This is a genomic window from Paraburkholderia sp. (assembly GCF_028283785.1).
Taxonomy (GTDB): domain Bacteria; phylum Pseudomonadota; class Gammaproteobacteria; order Burkholderiales; family Burkholderiaceae; genus Paraburkholderia.
This window is the reverse complement of record NZ_JAPWKB010000020.1, coordinates 186381-200699: the sequence shown is the minus strand read 5'-3', so window position 1 is coordinate 200699 and position 14319 is coordinate 186381. Positions and strand designations below refer to the sequence as shown.

General features: G+C 63.0%; 9 protein-coding genes and 1 pseudogene. 4 read left to right on the top strand and 6 right to left on the bottom strand.

Annotated features, from left to right (window positions below):
* The first annotated feature begins 318 nt into the window (after positions 1–318).
* The 4 genes from PW947_RS30010 to PW947_RS29995 all read left to right on the top strand — a co-directional run bounded on the left by PW947_RS30010 (position 319) and on the right by PW947_RS29995 (position 5320).
* The gene (locus PW947_RS30010) at positions 319–834 is read left to right on the top strand and encodes a MarR family winged helix-turn-helix transcriptional regulator (protein ID WP_299636355.1); all 516 of its coding nucleotides are present in this window, start codon (positions 319–321) and stop codon (positions 832–834) included.
* Between the two features lie 55 nt (positions 835–889).
* On the top strand, positions 890–2419 hold the full coding sequence (locus PW947_RS30005) for an efflux transporter outer membrane subunit (protein WP_299636353.1): 1530 nt from the start codon (positions 890–892) through the stop codon (positions 2417–2419).
* A gap of 75 nt (positions 2420–2494) precedes the next feature.
* Positions 2495–3730: an EmrA/EmrK family multidrug efflux transporter periplasmic adaptor subunit gene (locus PW947_RS30000; RefSeq protein ID WP_299636351.1), complete on the top strand. Its 1236-nt coding sequence runs from the start codon at positions 2495–2497 to the stop codon at positions 3728–3730.
* A 27-nt stretch (positions 3731–3757) separates the two neighbouring features.
* Complete coding sequence (locus tag PW947_RS29995) at positions 3758–5320, top strand: DHA2 family efflux MFS transporter permease subunit (protein ID WP_299636350.1); 1563 nt, start codon at positions 3758–3760, stop codon at positions 5318–5320.
* 110 nt (positions 5321–5430) lie between these two features.
* Here PW947_RS29995 and truB read toward each other — a convergent pair.
* The 6 genes and pseudogenes from truB to rluB all read right to left on the bottom strand — a co-directional run bounded on the left by truB (position 5431) and on the right by rluB (position 14274).
* Positions 5431–6379 (bottom strand): annotated as a pseudogene (gene truB / locus PW947_RS29990) (tRNA pseudouridine(55) synthase TruB).
* 24 nt (positions 6380–6403) lie between these two features.
* On the bottom strand, positions 6404–6769 hold the full coding sequence (gene rbfA / locus PW947_RS29985; protein WP_299636348.1) for a 30S ribosome-binding factor RbfA: 366 nt from the start codon (positions 6767–6769) through the stop codon (positions 6404–6406).
* A 144-nt stretch (positions 6770–6913) separates the two neighbouring features.
* Positions 6914–9868 (bottom strand): translation initiation factor IF-2, encoded by a 2955-nt coding sequence (gene infB / locus PW947_RS29980; RefSeq protein ID WP_299636346.1) that lies wholly within the window; start codon positions 9866–9868, stop codon positions 6914–6916.
* A 96-nt stretch (positions 9869–9964) separates the two neighbouring features.
* On the bottom strand, positions 9965–11440 hold the full coding sequence (gene nusA / locus PW947_RS29975; RefSeq protein WP_299636344.1) for a transcription termination factor NusA: 1476 nt from the start codon (positions 11438–11440) through the stop codon (positions 9965–9967).
* Entirely contained in the window at positions 11437–11895 is a 459-nt protein-coding gene (gene rimP, locus PW947_RS29970; RefSeq protein WP_299636342.1) for a ribosome maturation factor RimP, read from the bottom strand. Before rimP ends, nusA begins: the two co-directional genes overlap by 4 nt.
* Positions 11896–12354: 459 nt before the next feature.
* Positions 12355–14274, bottom strand: a complete 1920-nt coding sequence (gene rluB / locus PW947_RS29965) for a 23S rRNA pseudouridine(2605) synthase RluB (RefSeq protein ID WP_299636340.1) — start codon at positions 14272–14274, stop codon at positions 12355–12357.
* Between the last annotated feature and the right edge of the window lie 45 nt (positions 14275–14319).

The following is a 14319-nucleotide window of genomic DNA, read 5'->3' as shown; positions in this document are numbered from 1 at the left end:
CCCAAAGCGCACTTTTGGGAACCCAAAATTATAGCACGCGATCGTGAAGGTTTCTGGTAATCCCTGATATCGCATGCTGGGCGAGGGTTTCCGGGCGCCCGCTTATCCTGGAAAGGCGGTACTTCATACATTTAGAGATACGTCCGCAGGCGCTGCGGACGCGCCGGGAACGGTCGGCCACGCACCTATCGAAGCATGCAAACCGATTGCTCCCTGTTTTGTCGAGAAACCTTTGCTCAGTCTGCAATAACGCTTGCCGCGTCAACTAACCGCGCCCTATAATCCTGCCTAGTCAACCATTGCATTCGCACGAGACTCATGCCGGCTCCGTCTTACACTCCGCCGCCCGAAATCGCCGACTACCAGCTGGGAGAAAGCGTCGGGTATCTGATTGCGCGGGTGAAATCCACCATGTCGAACATGGTGACCCAACGCACGATGGCCGAACTCGGCATCACCAGTCAGCAAGGCAGCATCCTGTTCATGGTGGCCAGCGGCAAATGCCTGCTCGCGGCGGAACTCGCCCGCGAATACGGCATCGACGCCAGCGCGGTCACACGGCTGATCGACCGGCTGGAAAAGCGCGGCCTGCTGACGCGGGTGCGCAGCAGCGAAGACCGGCGCGTCGTGCGGCTCGCACTGACAGACGAAGGTCTGTCCATCGCCCGCCGCATGCCGGCCATTTTCAATAGCGTGATCGATAACCTGCTGGGCGGCTTCACGCCCGAAGAAGTGGGCTTCCTGAAAAGTATGCTGCGTCGCGTGTTGATCAACACCGGCGACCTGACCGGCGTGGCGCGTGACACGACGACCAATCTTGACAGTAAATCGTAAGAAATTGGTTGCACCGTCCACCATTCAAATCCACTCACACTCAAAGAGTCGAGCGATGAAATCCCTTTCCCTGTCCGCGCCCGCGCTGTCTCGCCGGGCCGCTGTCGCCGCTGCGGTGACGGCGTTCGCCCTCGCGGGGTGCGCGAACTACATCGGCATCAAGAGCGACAAGCAGATCGCGTCGCCGGGCCAGTTCGAGTCGTCGCAAAGTCTGCCCAGCCAGAGCGGCCAATGGCCGTCGCTCGACTGGGCGAACCAGTTCGGCGATCCGCAACTGAGCGCGCTGATCAACGAAGCGCTGGAAGGCAGCCCGTCGATCGCGCAGGCGCAGGCGCGCATCGCGAAGGCGTCGTCGTATATCGAGACCAGCCGCTCGGCGCTGTATCCGAAGGCCAACGCCAGCTATTCGTGGAACCGCGAGCTGTTCTCGGGCAATGCGCTCTACCCGCCTCCGTACGGCGGCACCTGGTATAGCGAGAACAACGCGCTTGCGAGCGCGTCGTGGGATCTGGACCTGTGGGGCAAAAACCGCCAGCGTCTCGGCCAGGCCGTGTCGCAGGAAAAGGCGGCGGAAGCCGACATGCAGCAGGCGCGCGTGACGCTCGCGGCATCGGTGGCGAGCACGTATAACCAGCTGGCGCAGCTGTACGCGCTGCGCGATATCGCCCAGCGCGAAATCGCGAACCGTCAGGATATCGGTCGTATTACGAACGGCCGGGTGGCGGCGGGCCTCGACACGAATGTTGAACGCCAGACCGCCAGCGGCAATATCGCGACCAGCCAGTCCAGCCTGACCGAACTCGACGGCCAGATCACGACGACCCGTTACCAGTTGGGCGCGCTGCTCGGCAAGGGTCCGGATCGCGGGCTGCAAATCGCCCAACCGGCGTTGTCCGCGGGCGCCGCCGTCACGCTGCCCGATAACATGCCCGCCGATCTGATCGCGCGTCGCCCGGACATCGTCGCCGCGCGCTGGCAGGTCGAGGCAGCGATGCACGACGTGAAAGAAGCGAAAGCCGAGTTCTTCCCGGACATCAATCTGGCCGCAGGCTTCGGTTTCGACGCGTTCGGCTGGGGCCGTTTCCTGAACTTCGCGAGCCGTCAGGTCCAGTTCGGACCGGCCATCCATCTGCCGATCTTCGATGCAGGCGCGCTGCGTTCGCAATTGAAGAGCCGCTATGCCGATTTCGACCTCGACGTCGCGAACTACAACCAGGCGCTGATCAACGCGCTGACGGATGTGGCGACGCAAGTGTCGTCGATCCGCTCGGTTGACCAGCAATCGGGTGACGCTCAACGCGCGCTCGACGCGTCGACCAAGGCGTATCAACTGGCCGTGATCCGCTACAAGGCCGGTCTGTCGCCGCAACTGCAAGTATTGACCGCCGACCAGAACCGCCTCGCTGCCGAGCAGACCGTGACGAATCTGAAGATGAAGCGCCGCGATATGCAGATCGGGCTGATCAAGGCGCTGGGCGGTGGCTTCGACGCGACGCAAACCGGTCTGATCGTGCCAACCGACGCGCCCGCGTCGGCACCGGCGGCGCAAACCGCGGCGCAGGCGAGCAAGCCCGCCACGAACTGAACGCCGCGCGCAAGAACACAAAACAGATGCTTATCCGCATAAACGACGCAGATTGAGAGAACACGGAGCATATCAATGAGCACCCCCCAGCAACCCGCCGCACAGCCGGCGAACAGCGGCAAACGCAAGCGCATGATGACGTTGCTCGTTATCGTGATCCTGATTGCGGCGATCGCCTACGGTCTGTACTACTTCCTCGTCGCGCGCTTCCATGAAGACACCGACGACGCGTACGTGAACGGCAATGTCGTGCAGATCACGCCGCAAGTCACCGGCACGGTGGTCGCGGTGAACGCCGACGATACGCAGACCGTGAAGTCCGGCGATCCGCTCGTCGTGCTCGATCCCGCCGACGCGCGCGTTGCGCTGGAGCAGGCCGAAGCGAATCTCGCGCAAACGGTACGTCAGGTGCGCGGCCTGTTCGCCAACGACAACCAGTACCAGGCGCAAGTCACGCTGCGTCAGTCCGATCTGTCGCGCGCTCAGGACGACCTGAAGCGCCGGATGACGATCGCGCAAACGGGCGCTGTGTCGCAGGAAGAAATCTCGCACGCACGCGACGCCGTCGCGAGCGCGCAGGCTTCGCTCGAAGCGGCGAAACAGCAACTGGCGTCGAACCGCGCGCTGACCGCGAATACGTCGATCGCCGATCATCCGAACGTCCAGGCCGCAGCCGCCAAGGTGCGCGACGCGTATCTGGCCAACGCGCGTAACACGCTGCCCGCGCCGGTCACGGGTTACGTCGCGAAGCGCTCGGTGCAGGTCGGCCAGCGCGTGTCGCCGGGCAATCCGCTGATGGCGATCGTGCCGCTGAACGGCGTGTGGGTCGATGCGAACTTCAAGGAAGTTCAGTTGAAGCACATGCGCATCGGCCAGCCGGTCGAACTGACCGCCGACGTGTACGGCTCGTCGGTCGTGTATCACGGCAAGGTGGTCGGTTTCTCGGCGGGCACGGGTTCGGCGTTCTCGCTGCTGCCCGCGCAAAACGCGACCGGCAACTGGATCAAGGTCGTACAGCGTCTGCCGGTGCGTATCGCACTGGACGCGCAGGAACTTGAAAAGCATCCGCTGCGCATCGGCCTGTCGATGCAAGCCGACGTGAGCATCAAGGACGAAAACGGCAGCATGCTCGGAGAAGCGAAGAACACGGTCTATCAGACCAACGTCTTCGACAAGTACGGTGACGAAGCCGACGCGGAAATCGCTCGGATCATCACGGAAAACGCCGGTCAGAACGCGCAGAGCGTCCAGGGCGCCAGCACGCAGAAACCGGCTGACCACGCAAAGCCGGCGGCCGCGAAGCTGATGTAAGCGGCGACGCTCAATTTAAGGCTTTTCATGGTTCAGGCTAACGCGCAACTCCCTCACCCGCCGCTCGAGGGCGCGAAACTGGTGATCGGCACCATCGCGGTGTCGCTTGCCGTGTTTATGAACGTGCTCGACACGTCGATCGCGAACGTGTCGATCCCGTCGATCTCCGGCGACCTCGGCGTGGCGTCGGATCAAGGCACGTGGGTCATTACGTCGTTCGCGGTCGCCAACGCGATCTCGGTGCCGCTGACCGGCTGGCTGACCGACCGGATCGGCCAGGTCCGCCTGTTCATGGCGTCGATCATCCTGTTCGTGATCTCGTCGTGGCTATGCGGCCTCGCGCCGACGTTGCCGTTTCTGCTGGCGTCGCGCGTGCTGCAAGGCGCGGTTGCCGGTCCGATGATTCCGCTGTCGCAAACGCTGCTGCTGGCCAGCTATCCCCGCGCGAAAGCGCCGATGGCGCTATCGATGTGGGCGATGACCACGCTGATCGCGCCGGTTGCCGGGCCGATTCTCGGCGGCTGGATCTCGGACAACATTTCGTGGCCGTGGATCTTCTACGTGAACATTCCGGTCGGCACGGTTGCTGCGATCGCCACCTGGGCGATCTTCCGCAATCGCGATTCCGTGATCCGCAAGGCGCCGATCGACGGCGTCGGTCTCGCGTTGCTGATCACGTGGGTCGGCGCGCTGCAGATCATGCTCGACAAGGGCAAGGATCTCGACTGGTTCGCGTCCACGACGATCGTGGTGCTGACACTGGTCGCGGTGATCGCGCTGGCGTTCTTCATCGTGTGGGAACTGACGGCCGAACATCCGGTGGTCGATCTGTCGTTGTTCTCGAAGCGGAATTTCACGGGCGGCACGGTCGCACTGTCGATCGGGTACGGGCTGTATTTCGGCAATCTGGTGTTGCTGCCGTTATGGTTGCAAACGGATATCGGCTACACCGCCACCGATGCCGGTCTGGTGATGGCGCCGGTCGGCGTGTTCGCGGTGCTGCTGTCACCGTTGACGGGCAAGATCTTGCCGCGCACCGACCCGCGTTATATCGCGACGCTGTCGTTCCTGGTGTTTGCGCTGTGCTTCTGGATGCGTTCACGTTATACGACGGGCGTCGATACGCAGTCGCTGATGCTGCCCACGTTGATTCAGGGTATCGGCATGGCCGGATTTTTCATTCCGCTGGTATCGATCACACTGTCGGGCTTGCCCGGCAACCGGATTCCAGCGGCGTCGGGCTTGTCGAATTTCGTGCGGATCATGTGCGGCGGGATCGGCACATCGATCTTCCAGACCGCGTGGGATCACCGCACCATTCTTCATCACGCTCAGCTGACCGAGCAGGCGAATGCGTACAACCCGACGTTCGCGCAATCGGTCACGCAGATGGGCGCGGCGGGAATGAATCCGACGCAGGCGTACGGGATGTTCAATTCGATGGCGACGCAACAGGCCGCACAGTTGGGCGTGAACGATCTGTTCTTTATTTCGGCGGGGATTTTTATCGCGCTGATCGCGCTGATCTGGATCACCAAGCCGGAACGCGCGGGCGGCGATGCCGGCGCGGCAGCTGCGGCGGCGCACTGACGCAGATGTAGCTCCGACCGGAACGCAGCATTAAAAAAGGCGGGACCGCATCACTGCGGTCCCGCCTTTTTGTTGTGCGCTATCTGCTACGCGGAGTGCACCGTGTGCGCTTAACTGCCTGCCGTCACGATCAGCCGGTCCGGCGCCAGCACGCCTTCACCGAGTTTCGCCACGCCCAGCAACTTCGCGCGGCCGGCCGTGTAGACGCGCACACGCGGCGCATCGGCGGTGTCGTCGGGAAGCATCAGATCGGCGAGTCGCAGACGTTGGCCGTGCAGGAAACGACGCGTCGCGTCGTCGTCGAGTTCGACTGCCGGAAACGTGGACAGCAGCGCGTCGACCGGCTGCAACCACGCGTCGCGCGCGCCCTGTTCCGCATCCGACAATCGCGTCGAGCGTCACTGCGTTTTCCAACGTCAACGCGCCGACGCCCGTGCGCCGCAACATCACCAGATGCGCGCCGCAACCCAGCACTTCACCGATATCTTCCGCGAGCGTGCGCACATACGTGCCCTTGCTGCACGTGACGCGAAACGTCACGTCGGGCGAATCCGGCAACGTGCACGCGATCAGATCGAGCGCGTGAATCGTGACCTGGCGCCCTTCGCGCTCCACCGTCTGTCCGGCGCGCGCGTATTCGTACAGCGGTTTGCCGTCGCGTTTGAGCGCGGAGTACATCGGCGGGATTTGCGTGATCTCGCCGCGAAACTGCGCGATCGCCGCTTCGACCGCCGCGCGATCGCATGTGACGTCACGCGTTACGACGGCTTCGCCTTCGGCGTCGCCGGTGGTCGTGCGGATACCGAGACGCATCGTCGCTTCGTAGGTCTTGTCGGCCTCGAGCAGATCCTGCGAAAACTTGGTGGCTTCACCGAAACACAGCGGCAGCAGACCGGACGCGAGCGGATCGAGCGTGCCCGTGTGGCCTGCCTTCTTCACCAGATAGAGACGTTTCGCGCGAATCAGCGCGTCGTTGCTCGACAGGCCGACGGGCTTGTCCAGCAGCAACACGCCATCGAGCAATCGACGCGGCACGCGAGGCCGTTGATTTGCAGTCATATCAGCTTTAGAACCGGTTCTGGATCAGTCTTCTTTCGCGCGGTTCGCGTTCGCTTCGTCGATCAGACGTGACATTTCGACAGCCTGTTCGATGGTCTTGTCGTAATGGAAATGCAGCGTCGGCACCGTGTGGATATGCAGGCGTTTGAACAGCAGGTTATGCAAATGGCCGGCCGCATGATTCAGCGCGACCTGGGTTTGCTCCGGGTCGCCGGTCAGCGTCGTGAAAAAGACCTTGGCGTGCGCGTAATCCGGCGTCAGTTCGACGCTCTGGATCGTGACCATGCCGACCCGCGGGTCTTTGACCTCGCGCATCAACTCGGACAGATCGCGCTGGATCTGATCGGCGATCTGCACGTTGCGATTAGGGGAAGAACGTTTCTTGGGCATGATGAATCCGTGATCGCTATCGACGGATAGCAAAGTTGGGTTCGTGCGCGGCTGGCTCGCAGCGCTGCACGAATGGCAAGCACAAAAGCAAACGGGCGGGAGGGGCGCAAGCGCCCGCCCCGCCCGTTCAGCGTTGCGCCTGAATTACAGCGTACGCGCCACTTCGGTGACTTCGTAGACTTCGAACTGATCGCCTTCGACGATGTCGTTGAAGTTCTTGATCGACATACCGCACTCGAAGCCCTGACGGACTTCCTTCACGTCGTCCTTGAAACGCTTCAGCGAATCGAGTTCGCCGGTGAAGATGACGACGTTGTTGCGCAGCACACGCACCGACGAAGAGCGCTTGACGAAACCGTCCGTGACCATACAGCCGGCCACCGCGCCGATCTTCGGTACCTTGAAGACCTGACGGACTTCGACCATACCGGTGATGACTTCGCGCTTCTCCGGAGCCAGCATGCCCGACATCGCCGCCTTCACCTCATCCACTGCGTCATAGATGATGTTGTAGTAACGGATGTCGATACCGTTGGATTCGGCCAGTTTGCGAGCCTGTGCATCGGCACGCGTGTTGAAGCCGATGATGACCGCTTTCGAAGCCGTTGCCAGGTTGACGTCCGACTCGCTGATGCCACCGACCGCGCCGTGCACGATCTGCACGCGGACTTCGTCCGTGGACAGCTTGAGCAGCGACTGAACCAGCGCTTCCTGCGAACCCTGCACGTCTGCCTTGACGATAAGCGGCAGGTACTGAACTTCGCCTTCGCCCATCTGTTCCAGCATGTTTTCGAGCTTCGCGGCCTGTTGCTTGGCCAGCTTCACATCGCGGAACTTGCCTTGACGGAACAGCGCGACTTCACGTGCCTTGCGGTCGTCCGGCATCACGATCATTTCTTCGCCGGCTGCCGGAACTTCCGACAGACCTTGAATTTCGACCGGGATCGACGGGCCGGCCGACTTGGTCGGCTTGCCGGTTTCGTCGAGCATTGCCCGCACGCGACCGTAAGCGCTACCTGCCAGCACGACGTCACCGCGATTCAGCGTACCCGACGTGACGAGGATCGTTGCAACCGGACCCTTACCCTTATCGAGCTTCGCTTCGATGACCAGACCCTTGGCCGGTGCGGCGACCGGTGCCGTCAATTCCAGCACTTCGGCTTGCAGCAGCACCTGCTCCAGCAGATCGTCGATACCCGCGCCGGTCTTTGCCGACACCGGCACGAACGGCGATTCGCCACCGTACTCTTCCGGCACGACGCTTTCCGCGACCAGTTCCTGCTTCACGCGATCCAGATTCGCATCCGGCTTGTCGATCTTGTTGATCGCGACGACCAGCGGCACGCCGGCAGCCTTCGCATGGGCAATCGCTTCCTTCGTTTGCGGCATCACGCCGTCGTCGGCTGCGACCACCAGAATCACGATGTCCGTTGCCTTTGCACCGCGAGCACGCATGGCCGTGAAGGCCTCGTGACCCGGCGTGTCGAGGAACGTGATCACGCCACGCGGCGTTTCGACGTGATATGCACCGATGTGCTGCGTAATCCCGCCCGCTTCGCCTGCGGCAACCTTCGCACGACGGATGTAGTCGAGCAGCGAGGTCTTGCCGTGGTCGACGTGACCCATGACGGTGACGACCGGCGGACGCGGCAGCGCTTCTGCGTCGGAGATTTCGCCTTCGACCAGCATCGCTTCCGGATCGTCCAGCTTCGCCGCGACCGCGTGGTGGCCCAGTTCTTCGACGATGATCATCGCCGTTTCCTGGTCCAGCATCTGGTTGATCGTGACCATCTGGCCGAGCTTCATCATCACCTTGATGACTTCCGAAGCCTTCACCGACATCTTGTGCGCGAGGTCGGCCACCGTGATGGTTTCCGGCACGTGCACTTCACGAACGATCGGTTCGGTCGGCGCCTGGAACGTGGTGTTCTGATCCTGATGCTTGCCGCGACCCTTCGGGCCACCGCGCCAGCCACGATCGACACCGCCGCTCGAATCGCCACGCGTCTTGATACCGCGGCGCTTCGCTGCGTCGTCCTGCCAGCCGCCCTTGCCGCCCGGCTTCTTCTTGTCGCCTGCCGACGGTGCCGGCGTTGCCGACGGTGCAGCGGCCGTTGCCGGCTTCTTTGCAGCAGCCGGACGAGCGGCTTCACCCGCCGGACGTGCCGGCTTGTGCAGCGTGCCCTTCGCTTCGGCGGCCTTGGCCGGCTCGACAGGCTTCGGTGCCGGTTCCGGCGCCTTGACCTGCGCCTTGCGCGGCGTGTTCATCATTTCGCGGATTGCGCGTGCTTCGGCTTCAGCCGCAGCACGACGCTTGGCGATTTCGGCCTGCTCGGCGCGCGCCTTGTCGGCGGCTTCGCGAGCGGCGTCTTCCGCCTTCTTCGCAGCTTCGCGTTGTGCAGCGCGTTCGGCGGCAGCACGCTCGTCGTCCTGTTCCACCGGCTTCGCAGCAGCGGGCGCAGGCGTCGGCGCGGGCTGGGCGGCAGCCGCCGGCTTCGCGGCAGCCTGCTCGACCTTCTCGACTTGCGCCGCGCGAGCCTGTTGCGCAGCCGCTTCGGCCGCGGCGCGCTTCTTCGCCGCTTCTTCTTCCGCACGACGACGCTCGGCTTCAGCCGCAGCCTCACGCGCCTGACGTTCGGATTCTTCGCGCTCCAGCTGTTCCTGGCGCGCCTTCAATTCCTGAGCCTGCTTCTCGAGCAACTCGGCTTCGTGACGTGCTTCTTCCTCACGACGCTGAAGTTCGAGGTCTTCGGCCTCGGCCACATTATTCGATGCTTCCGCGCCTTCACCGGTCGCTTCATCGCGGCGGACGAACGTGCGCTTCTTACGCACCTCGACCTGAATGGTGCGAGCTTTGCCTGTCGAGTCGGATTGCTTGATCTCCGACGTATGCCGCTTCGTCAGCGTGATCTTGCGCTTGTCGGCATCCGTCGAACCATGCGACTTGCGCAAGTGGTCGAGCAGGCGCGCCTTGTCGGTCTCGGACAAGGTATCGGCCTCGCTTGCTTTCTCGACGCCCGCTGCCTGCAGTTGTTCAAGCAGCACGCCTGCAGGCATTTTCAGTTCCGCGGCAAATTGGGCTACGTTGTTACTCGCCATTCATTCCTCTTAATGCAAGGACCAATTCCTTGCGGTTAGCATCGGGTCATGCGGCCTGGCGGCCGCTTTCAGGTCAGTGGTTCATGGTCATAGATCTCATTGAAACCAGTGTTCACGGGCCTTCATAATCAACGCCTTCGCGGCGTCGTCTTCCATACTGGTCATCTCGACCAGTTCATCTACAGCCAGCTCGGCCAGCTCGTCGCGTGTCTGAACCTGATGTTCAGCCAGCTTCGCGAGCAGGTCGGCGTCCATTCCGTCCAGGCTCTTCAGGTCGAGCGCAACGTTTTCGACCTTTTCTTCGTTTGCAATGGCTTGCGTCAGCAACGCGTCGCGCGAGCGATTACGCAGTTCGTGAACGGTGTCTTCGTCGAACGCTTCGATTTCGAGCATCTCGTTGAGCGGCACATATGCGATCTCTTCGAGGCTCGTGAAGCCTTCGTCGATCAGGATGTCGGCGACTTCTTCGTCGACATCGAGACGCGCCATGAACAGGTCGCGCAGAACGCCGCGTTCCTGGTTCTGCTTTTGCGCAGATTCGTCCGGCGTCATGATGTTGATCTGCCAGCCGGTGAGTTCGCTGGCAAGACGGACGTTCTGGCCGCTACGGCCGATTGCGACCGCCAGTTCGCTTTCGTCTACGACGACGTCCATCGAATGTTTTTCTTCATCGACGACGATCGACTGGACGGCTGCCGGCGCGAGCGCGCCGATCACGAACTGGGCAGGGTCTTCCGACCATAGCACGATGTCGACGTTTTCGCCACCGAGCTCATTGCGCACTGCTTGCACGCGCGAACCGCGAATGCCGACGCATGTGCCGATCGGGTCGATACGCTTGTCATAAGCGACCACACCGATCTTTGCACGCACACCAGGATCACGCGCCGCAGCCTTGATTTCGAGCAAGCCCTGCTCGATTTCCGGCACTTCCATTTCGAACAGCTTCATCAGGAATTCGGGCGCCGTACGGGACAGCTCGATCTGCGGACCGCGAGCGGTGCGATCGACCTTGCCGATATAGGCGCGCACGCGGTCGCCCACGCGCAGGTTTTCCTTCGGAATCAGCTGATCGCGGCGCAGCAGCGCTTCGACACGGCCGGTTTCGACGATGAAATTGCCCTTATCCAGACGCTTGACCGCGCCGGTCATGATGCTTTCGCCGCGTTCCAGGAAGTCGTTCAGGATCTGCTCACGTTCGGCGTCACGAACCTTCTGCAGAATGACCTGCTTGGCCGCCTGCGCGCCGATGCGACCGAATTCGATCGACGGCACCGGTTCTTCGATGAACTCGTCGAGCTGGATTTCCGGATTCTGTTCACGCGCCTCGAACAGCAGAATTTCTTGATCCGGCTCTTGCAGACCGGCTTCGTCCGGCACGACTTTCCAGCGACGGAAGGTTTCGTGCTCGCCGCTCTCACGGTCGATATGGACGCGGATGTCCGCATCTTCTTCGAAGAGTTTCTTGGAGGCCGAAGCGAGCGCCGCTTCGAGCGCGGCAAATACCACGTCCTTGTCGACGTTTTTCTCGCGTGCCAGCGCATCCACCAGCATCAACACTTCGCGACTCATTGTTTGCGGCTCCTAAAGTCAACTTTCGGAACGAGGCGAGCTTTATCAATATCCGCGAGCGTGAAATCCAGCATCGCGGCGCCTTCCTTCCCTTCAAATTCCAGACCGATCGTTTCGCCTTGTGGAGCATGCACGATGCCCCGGTACGATTTCCGTCCGTCCAATGGCTTTTTCAATGTGATTACCGCTTCGCTGCCTGCGAAGCGCTCGAAATCTGCCAGCTTTTTCAGCGGGCGATCGAGACCCGGCGACGAAACTTCGAGCCGCTCGTATTCGATATTTTCGACCGTCAGAACGTGCTGGAGCTGACGCGTGACCTTCTCGCAATCTTCAATTGCAATACCGGCTGGCTGGTCGATATAGATGCAAAGCATCCCGCGCCCGGTGCGCTCGAGATCGACGAGTTCGTAGCCGAGGCCCACGACCGTGGTTTCAATCAGTTCCGTCAGTTGCACAGTGCCCTCTAAGATGTTCGCGCGGCGAGCCTGCGATACACCATGCGGGCCGCGCGCCAGACCGGCGCACGTTAGTGCTACCCGAGATGCCGAACCACTCCAAACTTGAGCGGCAAAAAAAAATGGGCTAAACGCCCATCATCTTATTGCCAGTGGTCGCACCTGAGCCGCACATGAAAAGCCGCACGCCCAGCGACTCCGCGATTGTAGCCATTTTTCGGGACAAACGCAAACCGCCAGACGGCCACCCACGCGCTTTTCGGCCTGATTTTGAGTCAATTACCGCCTGATGTGAGGCGGTAACCGTCAATTTTCAAGTCGTCGTCAGCGCGCTGGAAAGTCTGTTGAAAGTAAGTATCAAAATGCCCGGATATAACCGGGCATTCGATCATTCGGCTTGAGCGCCAGCCGGAATCTTGCGGACCGCGGAGCGGCGCCACAAGTGCCCGGCCACGCGTTTTAACGACCGCGCGAGCGACCGCGCGGTGCGCCGCGATTCGCGCCGCCGCCGGCCGGATTTGCGCCGCCCGCGCCGCGATTGGCGTTGCCGCCGCGATTGCCGCCTGCGCCTGCACCCGGACCACGTCCGCCGCCATTGCCCGGCGCAGCACCGCTACCGCCGCGCTTGCCGCCGGCCGCACGGTTGCCGTTACCGTTTCCGGTCGGCGCGCGATTGCCGTCGACATCACGGCCGCCACGCTGACCGCCCGAACCACCCAAGCCGCTGCTCATCGGACCGGCAAAACCAGCGCCGCCGCCGCGCGGGCCACGTGCGCCGCCGCCGAAGCCAGCACCACCGCCACCGCCAGCCGGACCACGTCGGCCTTGACCACGAGGGCCAGGCGTTTGCTGATCGAAACGGCCGTGCGACATCAGAACCGGCTCGCGATTGATAAAGCCCATCGACGTCTGCATCGGATCCGGCTGACGACGCTCCGGCGCGGCATTGCGACCGCCCTTCTCTTCAGCCGGCGCCTTCAGACCCACCGACGCCATCAACGCGCGCACCTGGTTGTCTTCGAGCTCTTCCCAACGACCGCGCTTCAGGCCCTTGGGCAGCGCGATCGGGCCATGACGCGTACGGATCAGGCGACTGACCATCAGGCCGGCCGCTTCGAACATCCGGCGCACTTCGCGGTTACGCCCTTCGGCGAGCGCAACGTGATACCAGTGATTCGTGCCTTCGCCGCCGCCGTCGCGGATTCGCAGGAAGCTGGCCGGGCCGTCTTCCAGCTCGACGCCGTGCAGCAGCTTCTGGCGCATGCCTTCCGCGAGTTCGCCGACCACGCGCACCGCGTATTCACGCTCGACGCTATAACGCGGATGCATGAAGCGGTTTGCCAGATCGCCCGACGTGGTCAGCATCAGCAGACCTTCGGTATTGAAGTCGAGACGGCCGACGGCGAGCCACTTGGCCGTTTTCATCGGCGGCAGGTTGTCGAACACCGAAGGACGGCCTTCCGGATCGGCATGGCTGACGATTTCGCCCGTCGGCTTGTGATAGATCAGCACGCGCGGCGGCTTGTTGGCCAGCTTGCGCTTGACCGGCTTGCCGTTGATGCGCACCTGGTCGGTCGGCATGATGCGCTGACCGATATGCGCCGGCTCGCCGTTCACCGAAACACGACCGGCGATGATCAGTTCTTCCATATCGCGACGCGAGCCCATGCCCGCTTCGGCGAGCACCTTGTGCAGCTTCGGTGCGTCGTCGTCCGGCGACAGCACGCGCTTCGGCGCCTGCGGCTTGCCACGGCGCACCATCGGAGCGCGCACGCCGTCGTTGGTGCTGTTGTCCGCATCGAATGCAGGCGATGTCACGTACGAGAACACGTCGTCCTGGCCGGCTTCCGTCGGCGCGGCCGTCGCTGCTGCGCCCGCAGGATTCGCTGCGTCGCCGCCACGGCGATTCTGACGCGGCTTGCCGCCTTCGCGCCGGTTACCGCGCTCACCGCTGCGTTCGCCACCACGTTCACCGCTGCGCTCGCCCGCTGCGGCGCGACCGCCGCCTTCGCCGCCGGCCGCTGCATTGCGGCGGCCGCCTTGACCCTTGCCCTCGGCGCTCTTGCGCGGCATCCGCACTTTCGCGGCGACGACACCGTCCGGCGGCGCCTCGGTGACGACCGGCGCAGCTTGTGGCGCGTCGCCATCCTGCGCGGGCGCGCCTTCGGCTTTACCCTTCGTCCCCGCGCGACGCCGCGCGATCAGGCTGCGCGGACCACGGCGCAGGCCGCGGCGCGGACGCTCCTCGCCGTCGCCCTCGGCGGCGTCGGGACGCGGTGCGTCGCCGGACGATGCCTGCTGCGAGCGCGCGTCGTCGGCGTGCGCGGATTTCACGGCGCGCTCGGATTCGGACGAATCGGTGTCGTGGGTATGTGTCAAAACAACCTCAAATGTCAGGTCGCGCGCGCCCGTTGCGGGCGCGGC

Coding starts and splice junctions, on each gene's coding strand:
- PW947_RS30010 (WP_299636355.1), top strand. CDS start 319: ATGCCGGCTCCGTCTTACACTCCGCCGCCCGAAATCGCCGACTACCAG.
- PW947_RS30005 (WP_299636353.1), top strand. CDS start 890: ATGAAATCCCTTTCCCTGTCCGCGCCCGCGCTGTCTCGCCGGGCCGCT.
- PW947_RS30000 (WP_299636351.1), top strand. CDS start 2,495: ATGAGCACCCCCCAGCAACCCGCCGCACAGCCGGCGAACAGCGGCAAA.
- PW947_RS29995 (WP_299636350.1), top strand. CDS start 3,758: ATGGTTCAGGCTAACGCGCAACTCCCTCACCCGCCGCTCGAGGGCGCG.
- rbfA (WP_299636348.1), bottom strand. CDS start 6,769: ATGCCCAAGAAACGTTCTTCCCCTAATCGCAACGTGCAGATCGCCGAT.
- infB (WP_299636346.1), bottom strand. CDS start 9,868: ATGGCGAGTAACAACGTAGCCCAATTTGCCGCGGAACTGAAAATGCCT.
- nusA (WP_299636344.1), bottom strand. CDS start 11,440: ATGAGTCGCGAAGTGTTGATGCTGGTGGATGCGCTGGCACGCGAGAAA.